The sequence below is a fragment of the Streptomyces sp. NPDC031474 genome, assembly GCF_055581185.1.
Genome location: NZ_JBVIJX010000052.1, coordinates 1 through 14,104 on the forward strand (window position 1 = coordinate 1; position 14,104 = coordinate 14,104).

At 70.2% G+C, this 14,104-nt stretch carries 10 protein-coding genes; 5 read left to right on the plus strand and 5 right to left on the minus strand.

Features of this window, described 5'->3' with window-relative positions; genetic code table 11:
- The 5 genes from ACZ5SK_RS47305 to ACZ5SK_RS47325 form a co-directional block, all read left to right on the plus strand.
- On the plus strand, positions 1–1,488 hold a 1,488-nt coding region (locus ACZ5SK_RS47305; RefSeq protein ID WP_468578018.1), incomplete at its 5' end, for a D-glucuronyl C5-epimerase family protein.
- 118 nt (positions 1,489–1,606) lie between these two features.
- Positions 1,607–2,209 carry an acyltransferase gene (locus tag ACZ5SK_RS47310; protein ID WP_334579894.1) on the plus strand — a complete coding sequence of 201 codons (603 nt, stop codon included), beginning with the start codon at positions 1,607–1,609 and terminating at the stop codon, positions 2,207–2,209.
- A 306-nt stretch (positions 2,210–2,515) separates the two neighbouring features.
- Positions 2,516–3,619, plus strand: coding sequence for a non-hydrolyzing UDP-N-acetylglucosamine 2-epimerase (gene wecB, locus ACZ5SK_RS47315; RefSeq protein ID WP_334579893.1), 1,104 nt, complete (start codon positions 2,516–2,518; stop codon positions 3,617–3,619).
- 200 nt (positions 3,620–3,819) lie between these two features.
- Positions 3,820–5,064, plus strand: coding sequence for a glycosyltransferase (locus tag ACZ5SK_RS47320; protein WP_334581348.1), 1,245 nt, complete (start codon positions 3,820–3,822; stop codon positions 5,062–5,064).
- Positions 5,061–7,205 carry a glycosyltransferase family protein gene (locus tag ACZ5SK_RS47325; RefSeq protein ID WP_361710585.1) on the plus strand — a complete coding sequence of 715 codons (2,145 nt, stop codon included), beginning with the start codon at positions 5,061–5,063 and terminating at the stop codon, positions 7,203–7,205. The genes ACZ5SK_RS47320 and ACZ5SK_RS47325 overlap by 4 nt, the downstream gene beginning before the upstream one ends.
- Before the next feature lie 117 nt (positions 7,206–7,322).
- Here the strand turns inward: ACZ5SK_RS47325 and galE are convergent, their stop codons facing one another.
- From galE to ACZ5SK_RS47350, 5 genes are all read right to left on the minus strand, one after another.
- Entirely contained in the window at positions 7,323–8,291 is a 969-nt protein-coding gene (gene galE / locus ACZ5SK_RS47330; protein WP_361710587.1) for a UDP-glucose 4-epimerase GalE, read from the minus strand.
- Positions 8,292–8,366: 75 nt separating this feature from the next.
- Positions 8,367–9,650 (minus strand): nucleotide sugar dehydrogenase, encoded by a 1,284-nt coding sequence (locus ACZ5SK_RS47335; protein WP_079662289.1) that lies wholly within the window; start codon positions 9,648–9,650, stop codon positions 8,367–8,369.
- Between the two features lie 9 nt (positions 9,651–9,659).
- Positions 9,660–11,366 carry a glycosyltransferase family 2 protein gene (locus tag ACZ5SK_RS47340; RefSeq protein ID WP_468578022.1) on the minus strand — a complete coding sequence of 569 codons (1,707 nt, stop codon included), beginning with the start codon at positions 11,364–11,366 and terminating at the stop codon, positions 9,660–9,662.
- Positions 11,367–11,476: 110 nt separating this feature from the next.
- Complete coding sequence (locus tag ACZ5SK_RS47345; RefSeq protein ID WP_334579889.1) at positions 11,477–12,502, minus strand: Gfo/Idh/MocA family protein; 1,026 nt, start codon at positions 12,500–12,502, stop codon at positions 11,477–11,479.
- Positions 12,499–13,614, minus strand: coding sequence for a DegT/DnrJ/EryC1/StrS family aminotransferase (locus ACZ5SK_RS47350; protein ID WP_334579888.1), 1,116 nt, complete (start codon positions 13,612–13,614; stop codon positions 12,499–12,501). Before ACZ5SK_RS47350 ends, ACZ5SK_RS47345 begins: the two co-directional genes overlap by 4 nt.
- Positions 13,615–14,104 lie beyond the last annotated feature (490 nt).

A 14,104-nucleotide genomic window follows, 5' to 3' on the forward strand; every position in this document is an offset into this window, starting at 1 on the left:
GCGCCGAGCTCCGGCACGCGCATCCCGTACACGGGTGGCACGCCGACCGAGACCGACGTCCCGACCACTCTGCCGTTCGAGTTCAAGAAGGCCGGTTACCAGATCGTCCCGGATCTGCCGGAGGCCCTGCGGCCGTGGCGCAACCGGCCCACGACCTGGGCGAACGCGAACCTCTCCGCGGGGACCTACCACCTCAACGCCGACGGCGTGTACATGAAGTACACGGAGAGCGGGAAGTCCTACGACCACCCCGTGGGGCAGATCCAGTTCGGCCTCGGCTGCCTCACCAGTTACCGCGTCGAGAACGACCCGACCCGCAAGGCCGTGTTCCTCCAGCGTGCCAAGGCGCAGGCCGACCGGCTGATCGCCAAGCGCGTCGAGACCCGCGGCGCCTGGTACTTCCCGTACCCGTTCGACTTCACCCACGCCGAGCACAGCGGTGTCGTCTACAAGGCGCCCTGGTACTCCGGCATGGCCCAGGGCGAGTCGATCAGCCTCTTCGCCCAGCTCGCGGCGTTGGAGGACGGCCTCAGCGCGGACGACCGGGCCCGGTACAAGTCGGCCGCCGACGGCGCCTTCGCCTCGCTGCTGCGCGCCGACAACGCCAACCCGTGGGTGGTGAACAAGGACAAGGCGGGCTACCTCTGGATCCAGGAGTACCCGTTCAAGACGGCCGGCACGGGCGACTACACGTACAACGGCATGATCTTCGCCATGTTCGGCATCTGGGACTACTTCCGGCTGACCGGCAACGAGCTCGCCGCCCAGCTGTACGACGGCGCCTGCACGACGATCGCCCGGTACTTCACGCTGCTGCGCAACCCACGCTGGTTCTCGTACTACTGCCAGACGCACCGGATCCCGGCGCACACGTATCACCACCACCACATCGCGCTGTGGCAGCAGCTGCACTGGCACACCAACAGCACTGTCTTCGCGCACCAGTTGGACATGCTGATCGAGGACATCCCGCCGGGCGTGAAGTCGGGCTCGGCGATCGCCATCGCGGCCGGCACGCACACCCTGTACAAGCTGAACACCGACGCGGACGGCAGCTGGGACAAGTCCCGCGCCGACAAGATCCTCAGCTCGAAGAAGGTCGTCTTCGCCCGGGCCACCCAGGCGCCGATCGACGTGCGCCGGCGCATCCAGGGCGCGGGCATCTGGTACCGGATCAGCGCCGGAGCGTACAAGGGCTACTGGGTCGGCGAGTCCTACCCGAAGGTGTTCCTGCGCGGTGAGCACATCACCGTCACCTACCGGGTGCCGCGCACGCTCACCATCGCCGCGAACGCCTCCGTCGAGGCGATCAACTACGGCACCAACGGCGTCGCCGGCACGCTCAAGACGCTGAAGTACTCCGAGGCACACACCCTCCAGTTCGACCGCAGGGCGGTCGTCAACGGGCGGCCTATGGTGCGGATCACCTCGGAGGAGCTCGCCGGGTACTGGATTCCGGCCACCCAGGTCACCACCGACGGACACTGACCGGACGCCGACCGGGCACCGACCACCCACCGCTCGGCAGGCAGGGGCCGTCCGCGTCACGCGGGCGGCCCCTCCCCGTATGCTCGCCAGGCGTAGCCAGACACCGGAAGGCGGAGAAGTGAACTACAGGGTCCAGCCCAGCGCCCAGGTCGACGCGAGTGCCGAGATCGGCGACGGGAGCAGCGTGTGGGACCTCGCGCAGATCCGGGAGGGCGCGCGGCTCGGTGCGGGCTGTGTGGTCGGGCGTGGGGCGTATGTCGGGTCCGGTGTGCGGATGGGCGACAACTGCAAGCTGCAGAACTACGCGCTCGTCTACGAGCCGGCCGAGCTCGGTGACGGCGTCTTCATCGGCCCCGCCGTGGTCCTCACCAACGACCACAACCCGCGCTCCGTGGATCCCGAGGGCAAGCAGAAGCGCGGCGGCGACTGGGAGGCCGTCGGTGTGAAGATTGCCGACGGGGCGTCCATCGGCGCGCGCTCGGTGTGTGTCGCGCCGATCACCATCGGCCGTTGGGCGATGGTCGCCGCGGGTGCCGTCGTCACCAAGGACGTGCCGGACTTCGCGCTGGTCGTGGGTGTTCCGGCCCGTCGTGTCGGATGGGTCGGGCACGCCGGTGTGCGGCTGGTCGAACGGGACGGTGAGCCGGGGGTGTGGGAGTGCCCGCAGACCGGTTCCCTGTACGAGGAGAAGGACGGGGCCCTCGTCGAGCGCGCCCTGTAGAAGCCGCCTCCGTAGTCACCCCGGCAGCAGCCCCGATAGCCGCCCGAGTTGACCCGGTTTCCACCCGTGTAAACGTAAGATTCACGAAATCGTTATGCGAGTGAGTCGAAGCCCGGAAGCCGCGTTCTGACCACGGCCTGACCACGGCCTGACCACGGCATGGACACGACTCGCTCACGGCGGGGCAACCCACCGCGGACCTGGTGCGTCCAACGCTCTGCCTACCATTTCCTTGCCCGTTTCTTTTGCTCAGTCGCCCCACAGCCCAGAAGCTCACAAGCCCGCCCCCCAGAAGAAGAGTGCTCTGTGAAAGTCATCAGCATCGTCGGTGCCCGTCCTCAGTTGGTGAAGCTCGCGCCCATCGCGGCGGCGTTCGCCGAGACCGAGCACGAGCACGTCATCGTGCACACCGGGCAGCACTACGACGCCGACCTCTCCGACGTCTTCTTCTCGGGACTCGGCATCCCCGACCCCGACGTCCACCTCGGCGTCGGCTCCGGCAGCCACGGCGTGCAGACCGGCGCCGTCCTCTCCGCGCTCGACCCGGTCCTCGAGCGTGAGCAGCCCGACTGGGTGCTCGTCTACGGCGACACCAACTCCACCATCGCCGGCGCGCTGTCCGCGGTGAAGATGCACCTGCCCGTGGCGCACCTGGAGGCGGGCCTGCGCTCCTTCAACCGGCGGATGCCGGAGGAGCACAACCGCGTCCTCACCGACCACAGCGCCGACCTGCTGCTCGCGCCCACCGAGGAGGCCGTGCGCCACCTCGCCAACGAGGGCCTCGCCGACCGCACCCGCCTGGCCGGCGACGTGATGGTCGACATCTGCCTGCGCATCCGCGACCAGGTCCGGGCCGGCGAGTTCGCCGCGCCGGAGCTGCCCGAGGGCATCGACCCGGCGAAGCCGTTCCTGCTGGCGACCCTGCACCGCCCGGACAACACCGACGACCCCGAGCGGCTCGCCGCCATCGTCGACTCGCTCGCCAAGCTGCCGGTGCCGGTGGCGCTCGCCGCCCACCCGCGGCTGGTCGCCCGCGCCGAGGAGCACGGCATCGACCTGTCCCAGGGCAACCTGCACGTCGGCCGGCCGCTGCCGTACGCGAGCCTGGTCGCCGCCGTGCTGGCCTCGGTCGGCGTGGTCACGGACTCCGGCGGTCTGCAGAAGGAGGCGTTCCTGCTGGAGCGCATCTGCACCACGATCCGCCCGGAGACGGAGTGGGTGGAAACCGTGAACACGGGCTGGAACGTCCTTGTACCCGACCCGCACACGCTGTCGCCCCAGGAGTGGGCCGAGACCGTGACCCGTGCCGTGCCGACCGACGACCCCGGCACGCCGTACGGCGACGGCCGCGCGGCGCACAACGTCGTCCGTCTCATGGAGGAATGGAAGGGGGGCAGCCGGCCCGCATGACATGAAGCCGCGGAACCGGGGCCGTCCACGGCCGCCTTCGGGCGGTCCTGCGCGAGCCACAGTCCGTGCATGTCAGCGTGCTAGCGTCAACCGCTATGTCATCGTCTCCCCCGTCCGGGCCGCCTGCGGAAGGCAAGCGACCGCACGTCATCTACCTCGCCATCGGCTTCCCGCCGGCCGCCAAGAGCTCCACGTACCGGATGCGGGAGACCGCCAACCAGTTCGTGAAGGCGGGCTGGGACGTCACGGTCGTCAACATCGCCCGGGAGTCCTGGGAACTCGACTCGGGCATCGACCTCTCCCTGCTGGAGCAGGTCGACCCCCAGGTGAAGATCGTCGAACTGCCGCTGGCCCGCGAGGACCTCGAGACGGACATCCGCCTCTTCGACGAGGCGCGTGCCCTGGACCCCAACGGCTGGGTCGCCAAGCTGCGCCGCCGCCAGACCGAGACGTTCCCGGAGCCCAACTTCGGTGAGTGGCGCGGCGACCTGGAGCAGGCCGTGCTGCGCATCCACAAGGAGCACCCGGCCGACCTGCTGCTCGCCTCCTGCGTGCCGTACGTGAACCTCGCCGCGGCCTGGAAGCTGTGGGAGGACGCGAAGGTGCCGTACGCGGTGGACTTCCGCGACGGCTGGTCCATCGACGTCATCGACGGCGTCGAGGCCTTCGCCCGCGACTCGGCGGAGGGCCTGTGGGAGCAGAAGATCCTCGACCACGCGGTGTCCCTGTGGGTCGTCAACGACCCGATCGCCGAGCACTACCGCAAGCGCTACCCCGAGTTCGCGAGCCGGGTGCACGTCGTGCGCAACGGCTACGACGCGGACAGCTCGCCGGGCCGGGCGCACAACCCGGACCCCAGGGCCGGTCTGGTCTTCGGCTACCTCGGCACGGTCAACTTCACCGTCCCGCACCTGGAGACGGTGCTGAACGCCTGGCGGGCCGCCCGGGAGAAGGAACCGCTGCTCGCGAACGCCCGTTTCGAGCTGCGCGGCCACCTCGGCAACGGCGCCACCCGCGGTGCGAACCGGCACGCCGAGGTCTTCAAGGAGGCCGAGGTCGACGGCGTCGTCTTCGGCGGTCCCGCCGCCAAGGCCGAGGTCTCCTCGATCTACGCCAGCTGGGACGCGATGGTGCTGATCCTCATCGGCGGCCGGTACGTCACCTCGGGCAAGGTGTACGAGTACATGGCGACCGGCCTGCCGATCGTGTCGGCGCACGCCGCCGAGCACGACGCCTCCAACGTGCTGCGGGGTCACCCGCTGTGGACGGGCGCCCCGGGCATCGACGAGGCGGGCCTGACCGAGTCGTTCATCAAGGCCGCCCACATGGCGGTGGAGACGACCGACGAGGAGCACGCCGAGGCGATGGCCCACGCCGACCAGTTCACTCGTGAGGCGCTGATGTCCGTCGCCGTCAAGAACCTTGTCGAGGAGCTCGCCAAGTGACCGAAGTCCTGCTCGTGGCCTACGTACGGCCGCAGCTCGGTGTGCTCGCCGACGCGGTGCGCAAGTTCAACGCCCAGGGCGCGCGCGTGCACCTGGCGGGCATGTTCGACCTGGAGGCCGAGGGTCTCCCCGAGGAACTCGCCAAGGTCGGGCTCGCCAGTACGCACCAGCTGCCGCGCACCCTGAAGCACCGCAGCCAGGCGGTCCGCCGCCGGCTCGGCAAGGCCCCGCGCGGCCTGCGCAACTGGACGCAGATCAAGAGCGACCGGTGGCTGCGCTCGCACGGCCGCAAGGCCGATGTGCTCGTCGCCCTGGACGTGGCGACCGTGTACACGGTGTGGCGGCTCGCCGAGTACAACCGCACCGCGGCGGCCAAGTTCGGGCTCGCGCCCGCGCTGAAGGCCGTCGAGGAACTGCAGGCGCGGGGCGGCGTCACGGAGCGCCGCTCCTCGGTCCTGCCGCCGCTGCACGCGGTCACCCGTGGCATGAAGCGCAAGGTCGACCAGCTGCCCGCCCAGATCGTGCGGACGGCGACCCCGCGGCCGCTGATGCGCTCCGGCGTCGGCGCCCGGCTGTGGCGCTCGGCGGTGACCGCGCCCGGCATGCCCGTCAGGGTGCGCGCCGCGACCTCGCGGTATGTCGCCGAGGGCATGCAGTGGGCGGGCCGCACCAGCGGCGCCGCGCTCACCCTGGCGGACGCCGCAGCGAAGATCTCCGACCTCCAGATGCGGGCGGACCTCTACTACGAGGGCTGCATGCAGGAGCTGCGGAAGGGCATCAGCCCCCGGTACCTGGGCAAGGCGGTCGCGGCCCAGCTCGCGAACGCCGACTCGCTCTTCGCCAAGGGCAGCACCGACGACTCGGCCGAGGCGATCAACCGCGCCCTGTTCCTGCACTTCCACCGGGTGCTGCACATCGACCAGCTGTCGTCGCCGCTGGCCAAGGACGCCGAGGGCTTCGTGGCCCCGCTGCACCGCTCCAAGGCGTTCCAGGCGCTGAGCCGCCCCCGCGGCCGCAAGGTGCCGGCCGCGCCCGCCCCCACCGACCGCCCGCTGCGGCTGCTGGTGACGACGAGCGCCAACGACAACTTCCTGCACCTGATCAAGGAGCATTTCGCCGACCACCCCGGCGTCGAGCTGCGGTACCTCGACCTGGCGGCGAACAAGCACCTGAAGCGGATCTCCTGGGCGGCCCCGCGCATGCTCAAGGACCGTCTGGCGGACGGCACGAGCGACTACCAGGAAGAGGTCGAGCGTCTGATGCGCCCGCACCTCGACTGGGCCGACACCGTCTTCCTGGAGTGGGCCGCGGGCCCGGCCGGCATGCTCACCTCGATCGACCCGGCCGACACCCGGATCGTGGTGCGCCTGCACAGCTACGAGGCGTTCACGCGCTGGCCGCACATGACGGACTTCTCCCGGATCGACGACCTGATCTTCGTCGCCCCGCACGTGAAGGACCTGACCGCGACGCTCGTGCCGATGCTGCGCGGCGAGCACGCTCCGAAGTTCCACCTGATCGACAACGCCATGGACCTGTCGGGCTTCAACCGGACGAAGCCGGCCGAGGCCCGCTTCAACCTCGGTCTGGTCGGCATCAGCCAGGTCGCCAAGGACCCCAAGTGGGCCCTGGACGTCCTGGAGCGGGTCCGCAAGCACGACGAGCGCTACCGGCTGCTGCTGGTCGGCGGCGACATGGACCCGAAGACCAGCCAGGCCACCCGGCTGTACCTGAACGAGTTCGAGGAGCTGCTGGCCCCGCTGGAGGAGTCCGGCGCGGTGGTCCGGCTCGGCCCGACGGACGACGTCCCGTCGAAGCTCGTCGAGATCGGTACGATCCTCAGCTCGTCGGTGCGTGAGGGCTGCCACGTCGGTCTGATGGAGGGCGCGGCCAGCGGTGCCGTCCCCGTCGTCCGCGACTGGCCGTTCTACGCGGGCAAGCCCAACAGCGCCCGCACCCTCTACCCCGAGGGCTGGGTCGTGTCCTCGCCCGCCGAGGCGGCCGAGCGGATCCTGAAGGTCACGGCCACGGAGGAGTCCTGGCGCGGTGCGGGCGAACTCGCCACCGAGCACGCGCTGACGGTGTGGGACTGGCCCGTGGTGCAGAAGCACTTCGAGAAACTGATCCTCGAAGACAACTGACGAGGATCAGCGACCGGTTGTACGAGGAAGGGCCCCCGGGAACATTCCGGGGGCCCTTCCTCATGTGTTTCCTGATGTGTTTCCTGATGTGTTTCCTGGCGTGGGCGACAGCGGCGGTTACGGGTGCCGCAGTCGCCACCCCGCCCACGCCGACTCCACCATCTCCCGTACGCCGTGCCGTGCGCTCCAGCCGAGTTCCTCGCGGATGAGGTCGGCGGAGGCCACGACCCGGGCCGGGTCGCCCGGGCGGCGGCCGGTCACGCTCGGCTCGGCGTCCGTGCGGCCGGTGACGTCCCGGATGACGTCGATCATCTCGGTCACCGAAACGCCCTCGCCACGGCCGATGTTGAGGACCAGCCGGGTCTCGGGGTCGGCGGCCAGCCGGCGCGCGGCGGCGACGTGCGCGGAGGCGATGTCCTCGACGTGGATGTAGTCGCGGACGCAGGTGCCGTCGGGCGTCGGGTAGTCGGCGCCGAAGACCCGCGGCGCCTCCCCTGCGTCGAGGCGTTCGAAGACCATCGGGACGAGGTTGAAGACGCCGTCGTCGCCCAGTTCGGGCGTGGCCGCGCCCGCCACGTTGAAGTAGCGCAGCGAGGCCGTCGCGATACCGTGCCGGGCGCCGACCGCCGCGACCAGCCACTCGCCGGCGAGCTTGGTCTCGCCGTAGGGGTTGATGGGCGCGCACGGCGTCTTCTCGGTGACGAGGTCGACGTCCGGCATGCCGTACACGGCGGCGGACGAGGAGAACAGGAACCGGCCGATCCCCGCGGCGACGGCCGCGTCGAGCAGCACCCGCATGCCCTCGACGTTCTCGCGGTAGTAGTACAGCGGCCGGTCCACGGACTCGGCCACCTGCTTCTTGCCCGCGATGTGCACGATGCCGGTCACGGCGTGCTCGCGCAGCACCCGCGCCACAACGTCGCCGTCGAGGACCGTGCCGACCTCCAGTACGACGCCGTCCGGGAGCCGCTCGGCGCGGCCCGTGCTCAGGTCGTCGAGGACGACGACCCGCTCACCGGCGTCCGTCATCGCCTTCACCACATGCGAGCCGATGAAACCGGCACCGCCCGTGATCAGCCAGGTCATGGGAAACCTTTCTGCACCAGGGCCCCGCCCCGGGATACGAGGGCGGGGCCACGGGGTTGTTCTCGTAACTGCGCCTCAGCCGCCGATGACGACGCGGCGGACGCCCTTCCAGGCCTCCGGGTCCGTCGTACGGCGACCGTCGACCAGGACGGTGACGTCCGGCAGGTCGGCCGGGGTCAGCGTGCGGTACTCGGCGTGGTCGGCCTGCAGGATCGCCGCGGTGACCTTCTCACCGGCGTGCGGGGTCAGACCGTGCGCGGCGAGCTCCTCATCGGTGTACATCGGATCCGAGACGAACGGGACCGCGCCACGCGCCTTGAGGGCCTCGACGGTCGGGAAGACACCCGAGAAGGCCGTCTCCTTCACTCCACCGCGGTAGGCGGCGCCCAGCACGAGCACGCCCACGCCGGTCAGGTCGCCGTAGGCGGCGGCCAGCAGGTCGACGGCGTACTCGGGCATCGCGGCGTTCGCCTCACGGGCGGAGCGCACGACGGTCGCCGCCGGGTCGTTCCACAGGTACATCCGCGGGTAGATCGGGATGCAGTGGCCGCCCACGGCGATGCCCGGCTGGTGGATGTGGCTGTAGGGCTGCGAGTTGCAGGCCTCGATGACCTTCTTGACGTCGATGTCGTTCTGGTCGGCGAAGCGCGCGAACTGGTTCGCCAGACCGATGTTGACGTCCCGGTAGGTCGTCTCGGCCAGCTTGGCGAGCTCGGAGGCCTCGGCGGTGCCCAGATCCCACACGCCGTTGGCCTGCGGGAGGTCGGCGCGCTCGTCGAAGTCGAGGACCTGCTCGTAGAACTCCACACCGCGGGCCGTCGACGCCTCGTCGATGCCGCCGACCAGCTTGGGGTAGCGGCGCAGGTCGGCGAAGACCCGGCCGGTCAGGACGCGCTCCGGGGAGAACACCAGGTGGAAGTCCTCGCCGGCGGTCAGACCCGAGCCCTCGGCGAGCATCGGCGCCCAGCGGGTGCGGGTGGTGCCGACCGGCAGCGTGGTCTCGTACGAGACGAGGGTGCCGGGCTTGAGGCCCTGGGCGATCGCCTTCGTCGCGGAGTCCATCCAGCCGAAGTCCGGGGTGCCCTCGGCGTCCACGAACAGCGGGACGACCACGACGACGGCCTCGGACTCGGCGACCGCGGACGCGGTGTCCGTGGTCGCGCTCAGCAGCCCGGCGTCGACGGCCTGCTTCAGCTTGACGTCCAGGTCGTGCTCACCGGGGAACGGCTCGACGCCGGCGTTGACCAGCTCGACGACCTTCTCGTTGACGTCCGCGCCGATGACCCGGTGGCCCTTGGAGGCGAACTGCACGGCCAGCGGGAGGCCAATCTTGCCGAGTGCTACTACACAGATGTTCATGGAGGGTCGCTACTTCCTTTTGGAACCGGTCGGCTTCTTGAAACCGGCGGACTTCAACTTTCTGACGCCGACCGCCCGCACGCGGACGGCCAGGGACTTCAACTTCTCGACGGGAGCTGCCAGCGCCCGGAGGACCAGGGCCCTCCTCGGCGGATGCATCTGGGCCGTGTCGATCACGACCCGCCCCTTGTCGTTCACGATGGCCGACGTCCGGTAGGGGTCCCCCTCCCGGCCCCACTGGCGGGCCAGCGGCATGGGCAGATCCTGGCCCCGCACGGGTACCTCGTACGTGGCGCCCGCCACGTCCAGGTATACCCGCACGCCCCGCTTCGCGGTGACGTGGTCCAGCGGAACCCGGGCGTGCAGCACCGTGCCGGCGCCGTCCGCTCCGGGCTCCGACCGTATCTCGCCCACCGGCGCGGGCAGTTGGTGGTCCGCCTTCAGCCGGCGCGCCCCGGGCTTGTCCGCCGACTTCGGCATGGCCTTCTTGGCGAGGCGCAGCGCCGCGCCGTCGACGTCGCCGACGACCTGCACCCGCACGGACACCGCGTAGGTGAGCGCCTCGCCCTGCTGGTCCCAGGCCGAGGTCAGCAGCCGGGTGCCCTTCGCGAGCGGGGCGGCCACCGACTCGTCGAGCACCTCGAAGACCCGGTCGGCCATGCCGATGCGCGGGTCACGGAAGCCGGGGTAGCGGGCATGGGCACGGCCGCCCTCCACGACGAACGTGGGCGCCCCGTCGTCCAGCTCCGAGGTGATCGCCTCGACCAGCTCGTCGATCGCGCCGGCCTGCGCCAGCGCGATGCGCACCCGCCGCTTGACGTCCATCGCATCACGGATGCCGTCGGTGAAGTAGACGTCGGCGAGCCGCGCGATGCCCGCGCAGATCTGCCGCTGCACCTCGCGCTCAAGGTCGGGGAAGTCGTCCTGGACGAGCTTGGCGAGCTCCCAGGTGAAGTGCCGGCGCAGCACATGGTCGCGCTCGGGGCCCGCCTCGATGAGACCCGCCGTGAAGTCCATGATCTCGGCCGCGGCCCGCAGCCGCGCCAGATGGTCGGCACGGTAGGTGATGTTGCTGGCGTCGCCCCGCTTGACCGCGTAGTAGCAGGTGTAGTCGGCCACCACCGAGATCTTCTTCGCGCGCACGCACGCCTCGATGGTGAACGGCTGGTCGCTGCCCACCGGCAGGTGCTCGGGGAAGCGCAGCTTGTACTTCTCGACCAGGTCCCGGCGGAACAGCTTGGTGTTGGCCAGGGTGAAGGGCAGCGCGGAGTCGTACAGGCTGACGTCCGGGTCGTTCTCCTTGTACAGCGCCTGGTGCACGTACCGGCCGTTGGTGCCGACCATCTTGCCGACCACCACGTCCGAGCCGTGCTTGTCGGCGCACTTCACCATGCGCTCCAGGGCTTCCTCGCCGAGGTAGTCGTCGGAGCCGATGAAGTACACGTACCGGCCGGTGGCCACCTCCAGCGCCCGGTTGCTGGGCGCGGCGGGGCCGCCGGAGTTGGGCTGGTGGATCACCTTGACGGTGTCCGGGTACAACGCCGCGAAGCGGTCCAGCTCGGGCCCGCTGTCGTCGGTGGAGCCGTCGTCGACGGCGACGATCTCCAGCCGCTCCCGGCCGATGCTCTGCCCGACCAGCGAGTTCAGGCACTCGGTCAGGTACGGCATCGTGTTGTAGACGGCAACGATGACGCTGACGTCAGGCGCAGCACTCATTCTCCGGCTCCTGGTCTCCGACAGCCGACGGCCGGCTGGGTCCTGCGGGGAAAGTCTCACAGAACATAGGAGTCCCGCCGAGCACGCACCGTTCCCCCGATGTGTGATGCTCAGCTGCCATCTGCGGCCAGGTCCTCCGGCTGAAGGGACACGCTGTGACCCGTGGTCGCCGACTCGAGCACCGCGGCGGCCACCTCGACGGTGCGCATGCCCTGGCGCAGGGTGCAGATGTCGGCGGGCTTGCCGAGCACCGCGTCCCGGAACAGCTCGTGCTCGACCTGCAGCGGCTCACGCTTGGGGATGGCGTACCGGATCATGTCGCCCTCGGAGACACCGCGGAAGGCCCGCAGGGCCTCCCACTCGGTGGTCACCGCGGCGTTGGAGTGGAACGTGAGGTCGGCGGTGAGGGTGTCGGCGATGAAGCAGCCGCGCTCACCGGTGACCGAGGTGAACCGCTCCTTGAGCGGGCTCAGCCAGTTCACCAGGTGGTTGACCATGGTGTCGTCGTCGAGCCGGCCCACCGCGGAGACCATGTCCTCGTGCTCGCGGCCGCTCTTGGAGACGGTGTGCGCGGCGATGGACACGTACTGGCGGCCGGTGACCCAGCCGGTGAGGTCGATGTCGTGGGTGGCGAGGTCCTTGACCACGCCGACGTCCGCGATGCGGTGCGGGAACGGGCCCTGGCGGCGGGTGACGACCTGGTAGACGTCGCCGAGCTCGCCGGCCTCCAGCCGCGCGCGCAGCGACATCAGCGCCGGGTTGCAGCGCTCGATGTGACCGACGCCGGCCACCAGCGAGCGCGACTCGAACGCCTCGACGAGGCGACGGGCGCCCTCCACGGTCTCCGCGACCGGCTTCTCGATCAGCGCGCAGACGCCGGCCGCGGCGAGCGCCAGGCCGACCTCCTCGTGCAGGTGCGTGGGACAGGCCACGACGGTGTAGTCCACGCCGAGGGCGATGAGTTCCTCGACGGTGTCCAGAATCGGCACGCCCTGGGCTGCGCCGAACTTGTCGCCCATCGGGTCGACGACGGCGACGAGCTCGACGCCGTCCAGACCCGCCAGGACACGGGCGTGGTGACGCCCCATGGAACCGAGGCCGACGAGACCCGCTCGCAGCGACTTCCCGGTACTCACAGCTGCTCCCCCAGAGCATTGACGGCGGTGACGATGCGCTCCAGGTCCTGCGCCGACAGGGCCGGGTGCACGGGCAGCGACACGACCTCGGCGGCCGCGCGGTCCGTCTCGGGCAGGTCCCAGGTGCGACCCGCCTTCTGGTCCGGCTCCCAGTACGGCTTCAGCCGGTGGATGGGCGTCGGGTAGTACACGGCGTTGCCGATGCCGGCCTCGCTCAGCTTGGCCATGGCGGCGTCGCGGTCACCCTGGATGCGCACCGTGTACTGGTGGTAGATGTGCCGGGCGCCCTCGGCGAGCTTCGGCGTGATCACGTTCGGCGCGGTGATGTGCTCGGTGAGGTACGTGGCGTTGGCGATGCGCTGCTCGGTCCAGCCGTCCAGCTTGCGACGCTGGACGCGGCCGATGGCGGCGGAGACGTCCGTCATGCGCACGTTGGCGCCGACGATCTCGTTGGCGTAGCGCTTCTCCATGCCCTGGTTGCGCAGCAGGCGCAGGGTGCGGGCGGTCTCCGCGTCCCCGGTGGAGATCATGCCGCCCTCGAGGCTGTGCATGTTCTTCGTCGGGTAGAAGCTGAACGTGCCGACGGCGCCGAAGGCGCCGACCGGGGTGCCGTTCAGGGCGGCCGCGTGGGCCTGGCAGGCGTCCTCGACGACGGCGAGGCCGTGCTGCTCGGCGATCGCCATGATCTTGTCCATGGCGGCCGGGTGCCCGTACAGGTGCACCGGCATGATCGCGGCGGTGCGCGGCGACAGGGCCGCCTCGACCGCGGCCGGGTCCAGGCAGTACGTCTGCGGGTCGATGTCGGCGAAGACCACGTCGGCGCCGACCAGCCGCACCGCGTTTGCGGAGGCGGCGAAGGAGAACGACGGCACGATGACCTCGTCGCCCGGGCCGAGACCGAGGGCGAGCAGCGACAGGTGGAGCGCGGAGGTACCGGAGTTGACCGCGACGCAGTGGCGTCCGCCGACCACGTCCGAGAACTCCTCCTCGAAGGCGGCCACCTCTGGCCCCTGGACGACCATGCCGCTGCGCAGCACGCGCACCGCGGCGTCGATCTCCTCCTCGCCGATCACGGGTTTGGCGGCCGGAATGAACTCATGGGCGTCGGTCATCGACATCCCCTCCTCTACGGCGACCTCGAAGGCGCACCACGTCATGCATGGTCGGGAAGGGACCGTGTCGATGTGCCAGCACGGCCGCATCCCTGGTTGTCCGCCGGTGCCTGTGGGCGGGCGGACGGCTTTGTACACAGGGCCCCGCTCCGTGCGGGTTCCTTGCGGGAAGTCAGCCGTGTCCGGCTGGAAGACCGGATGCGCTCATCGGCTGTGGTCACGGTGTGCATGTCTTTGGCCACCAGGACCAGAGTGCACGTTACCAGCCCGGAGACGGCGATTTTCCCCAGGGTTATCACAGCGAAACCCACCGCGCGGGTGCCTTCCCTCACAAGCGGGACACAGAGTAACTCACCAATGAACTCAGGGCGACGCGGGCATGTCGGGTCGGTTACGGCACCGGGGGGGGGGGGGGGGGGGGGGGGGGGGGGGGGTCCGAGATCTCGTCACCACTAACGTAGTGACGGCCCTTTTATCCTCCCGGAGAGGC

Bases quoted from the DNA above. Each gene is read 5' to 3' on its own strand.
- ACZ5SK_RS47320 (WP_334581348.1), top strand. From the start codon at position 3,820: ATGCGGGAGACCGCCAACCAGTTCGTGAAGGCGGGCTGGGACGTCACG.
- galE (WP_361710587.1), bottom strand. From the start codon at position 8,291: ATGACCTGGCTGATCACGGGCGGTGCCGGTTTCATCGGCTCGCATGTG.
- ACZ5SK_RS47335 (WP_079662289.1), bottom strand. From the start codon at position 9,650: ATGAACATCTGTGTAGTAGCACTCGGCAAGATTGGCCTCCCGCTGGCC.
- ACZ5SK_RS47340 (WP_468578022.1), bottom strand. From the start codon at position 11,366: ATGAGTGCTGCGCCTGACGTCAGCGTCATCGTTGCCGTCTACAACACG.
- ACZ5SK_RS47350 (WP_334579888.1), bottom strand. From the start codon at position 13,614: ATGACCGACGCCCATGAGTTCATTCCGGCCGCCAAACCCGTGATCGGC.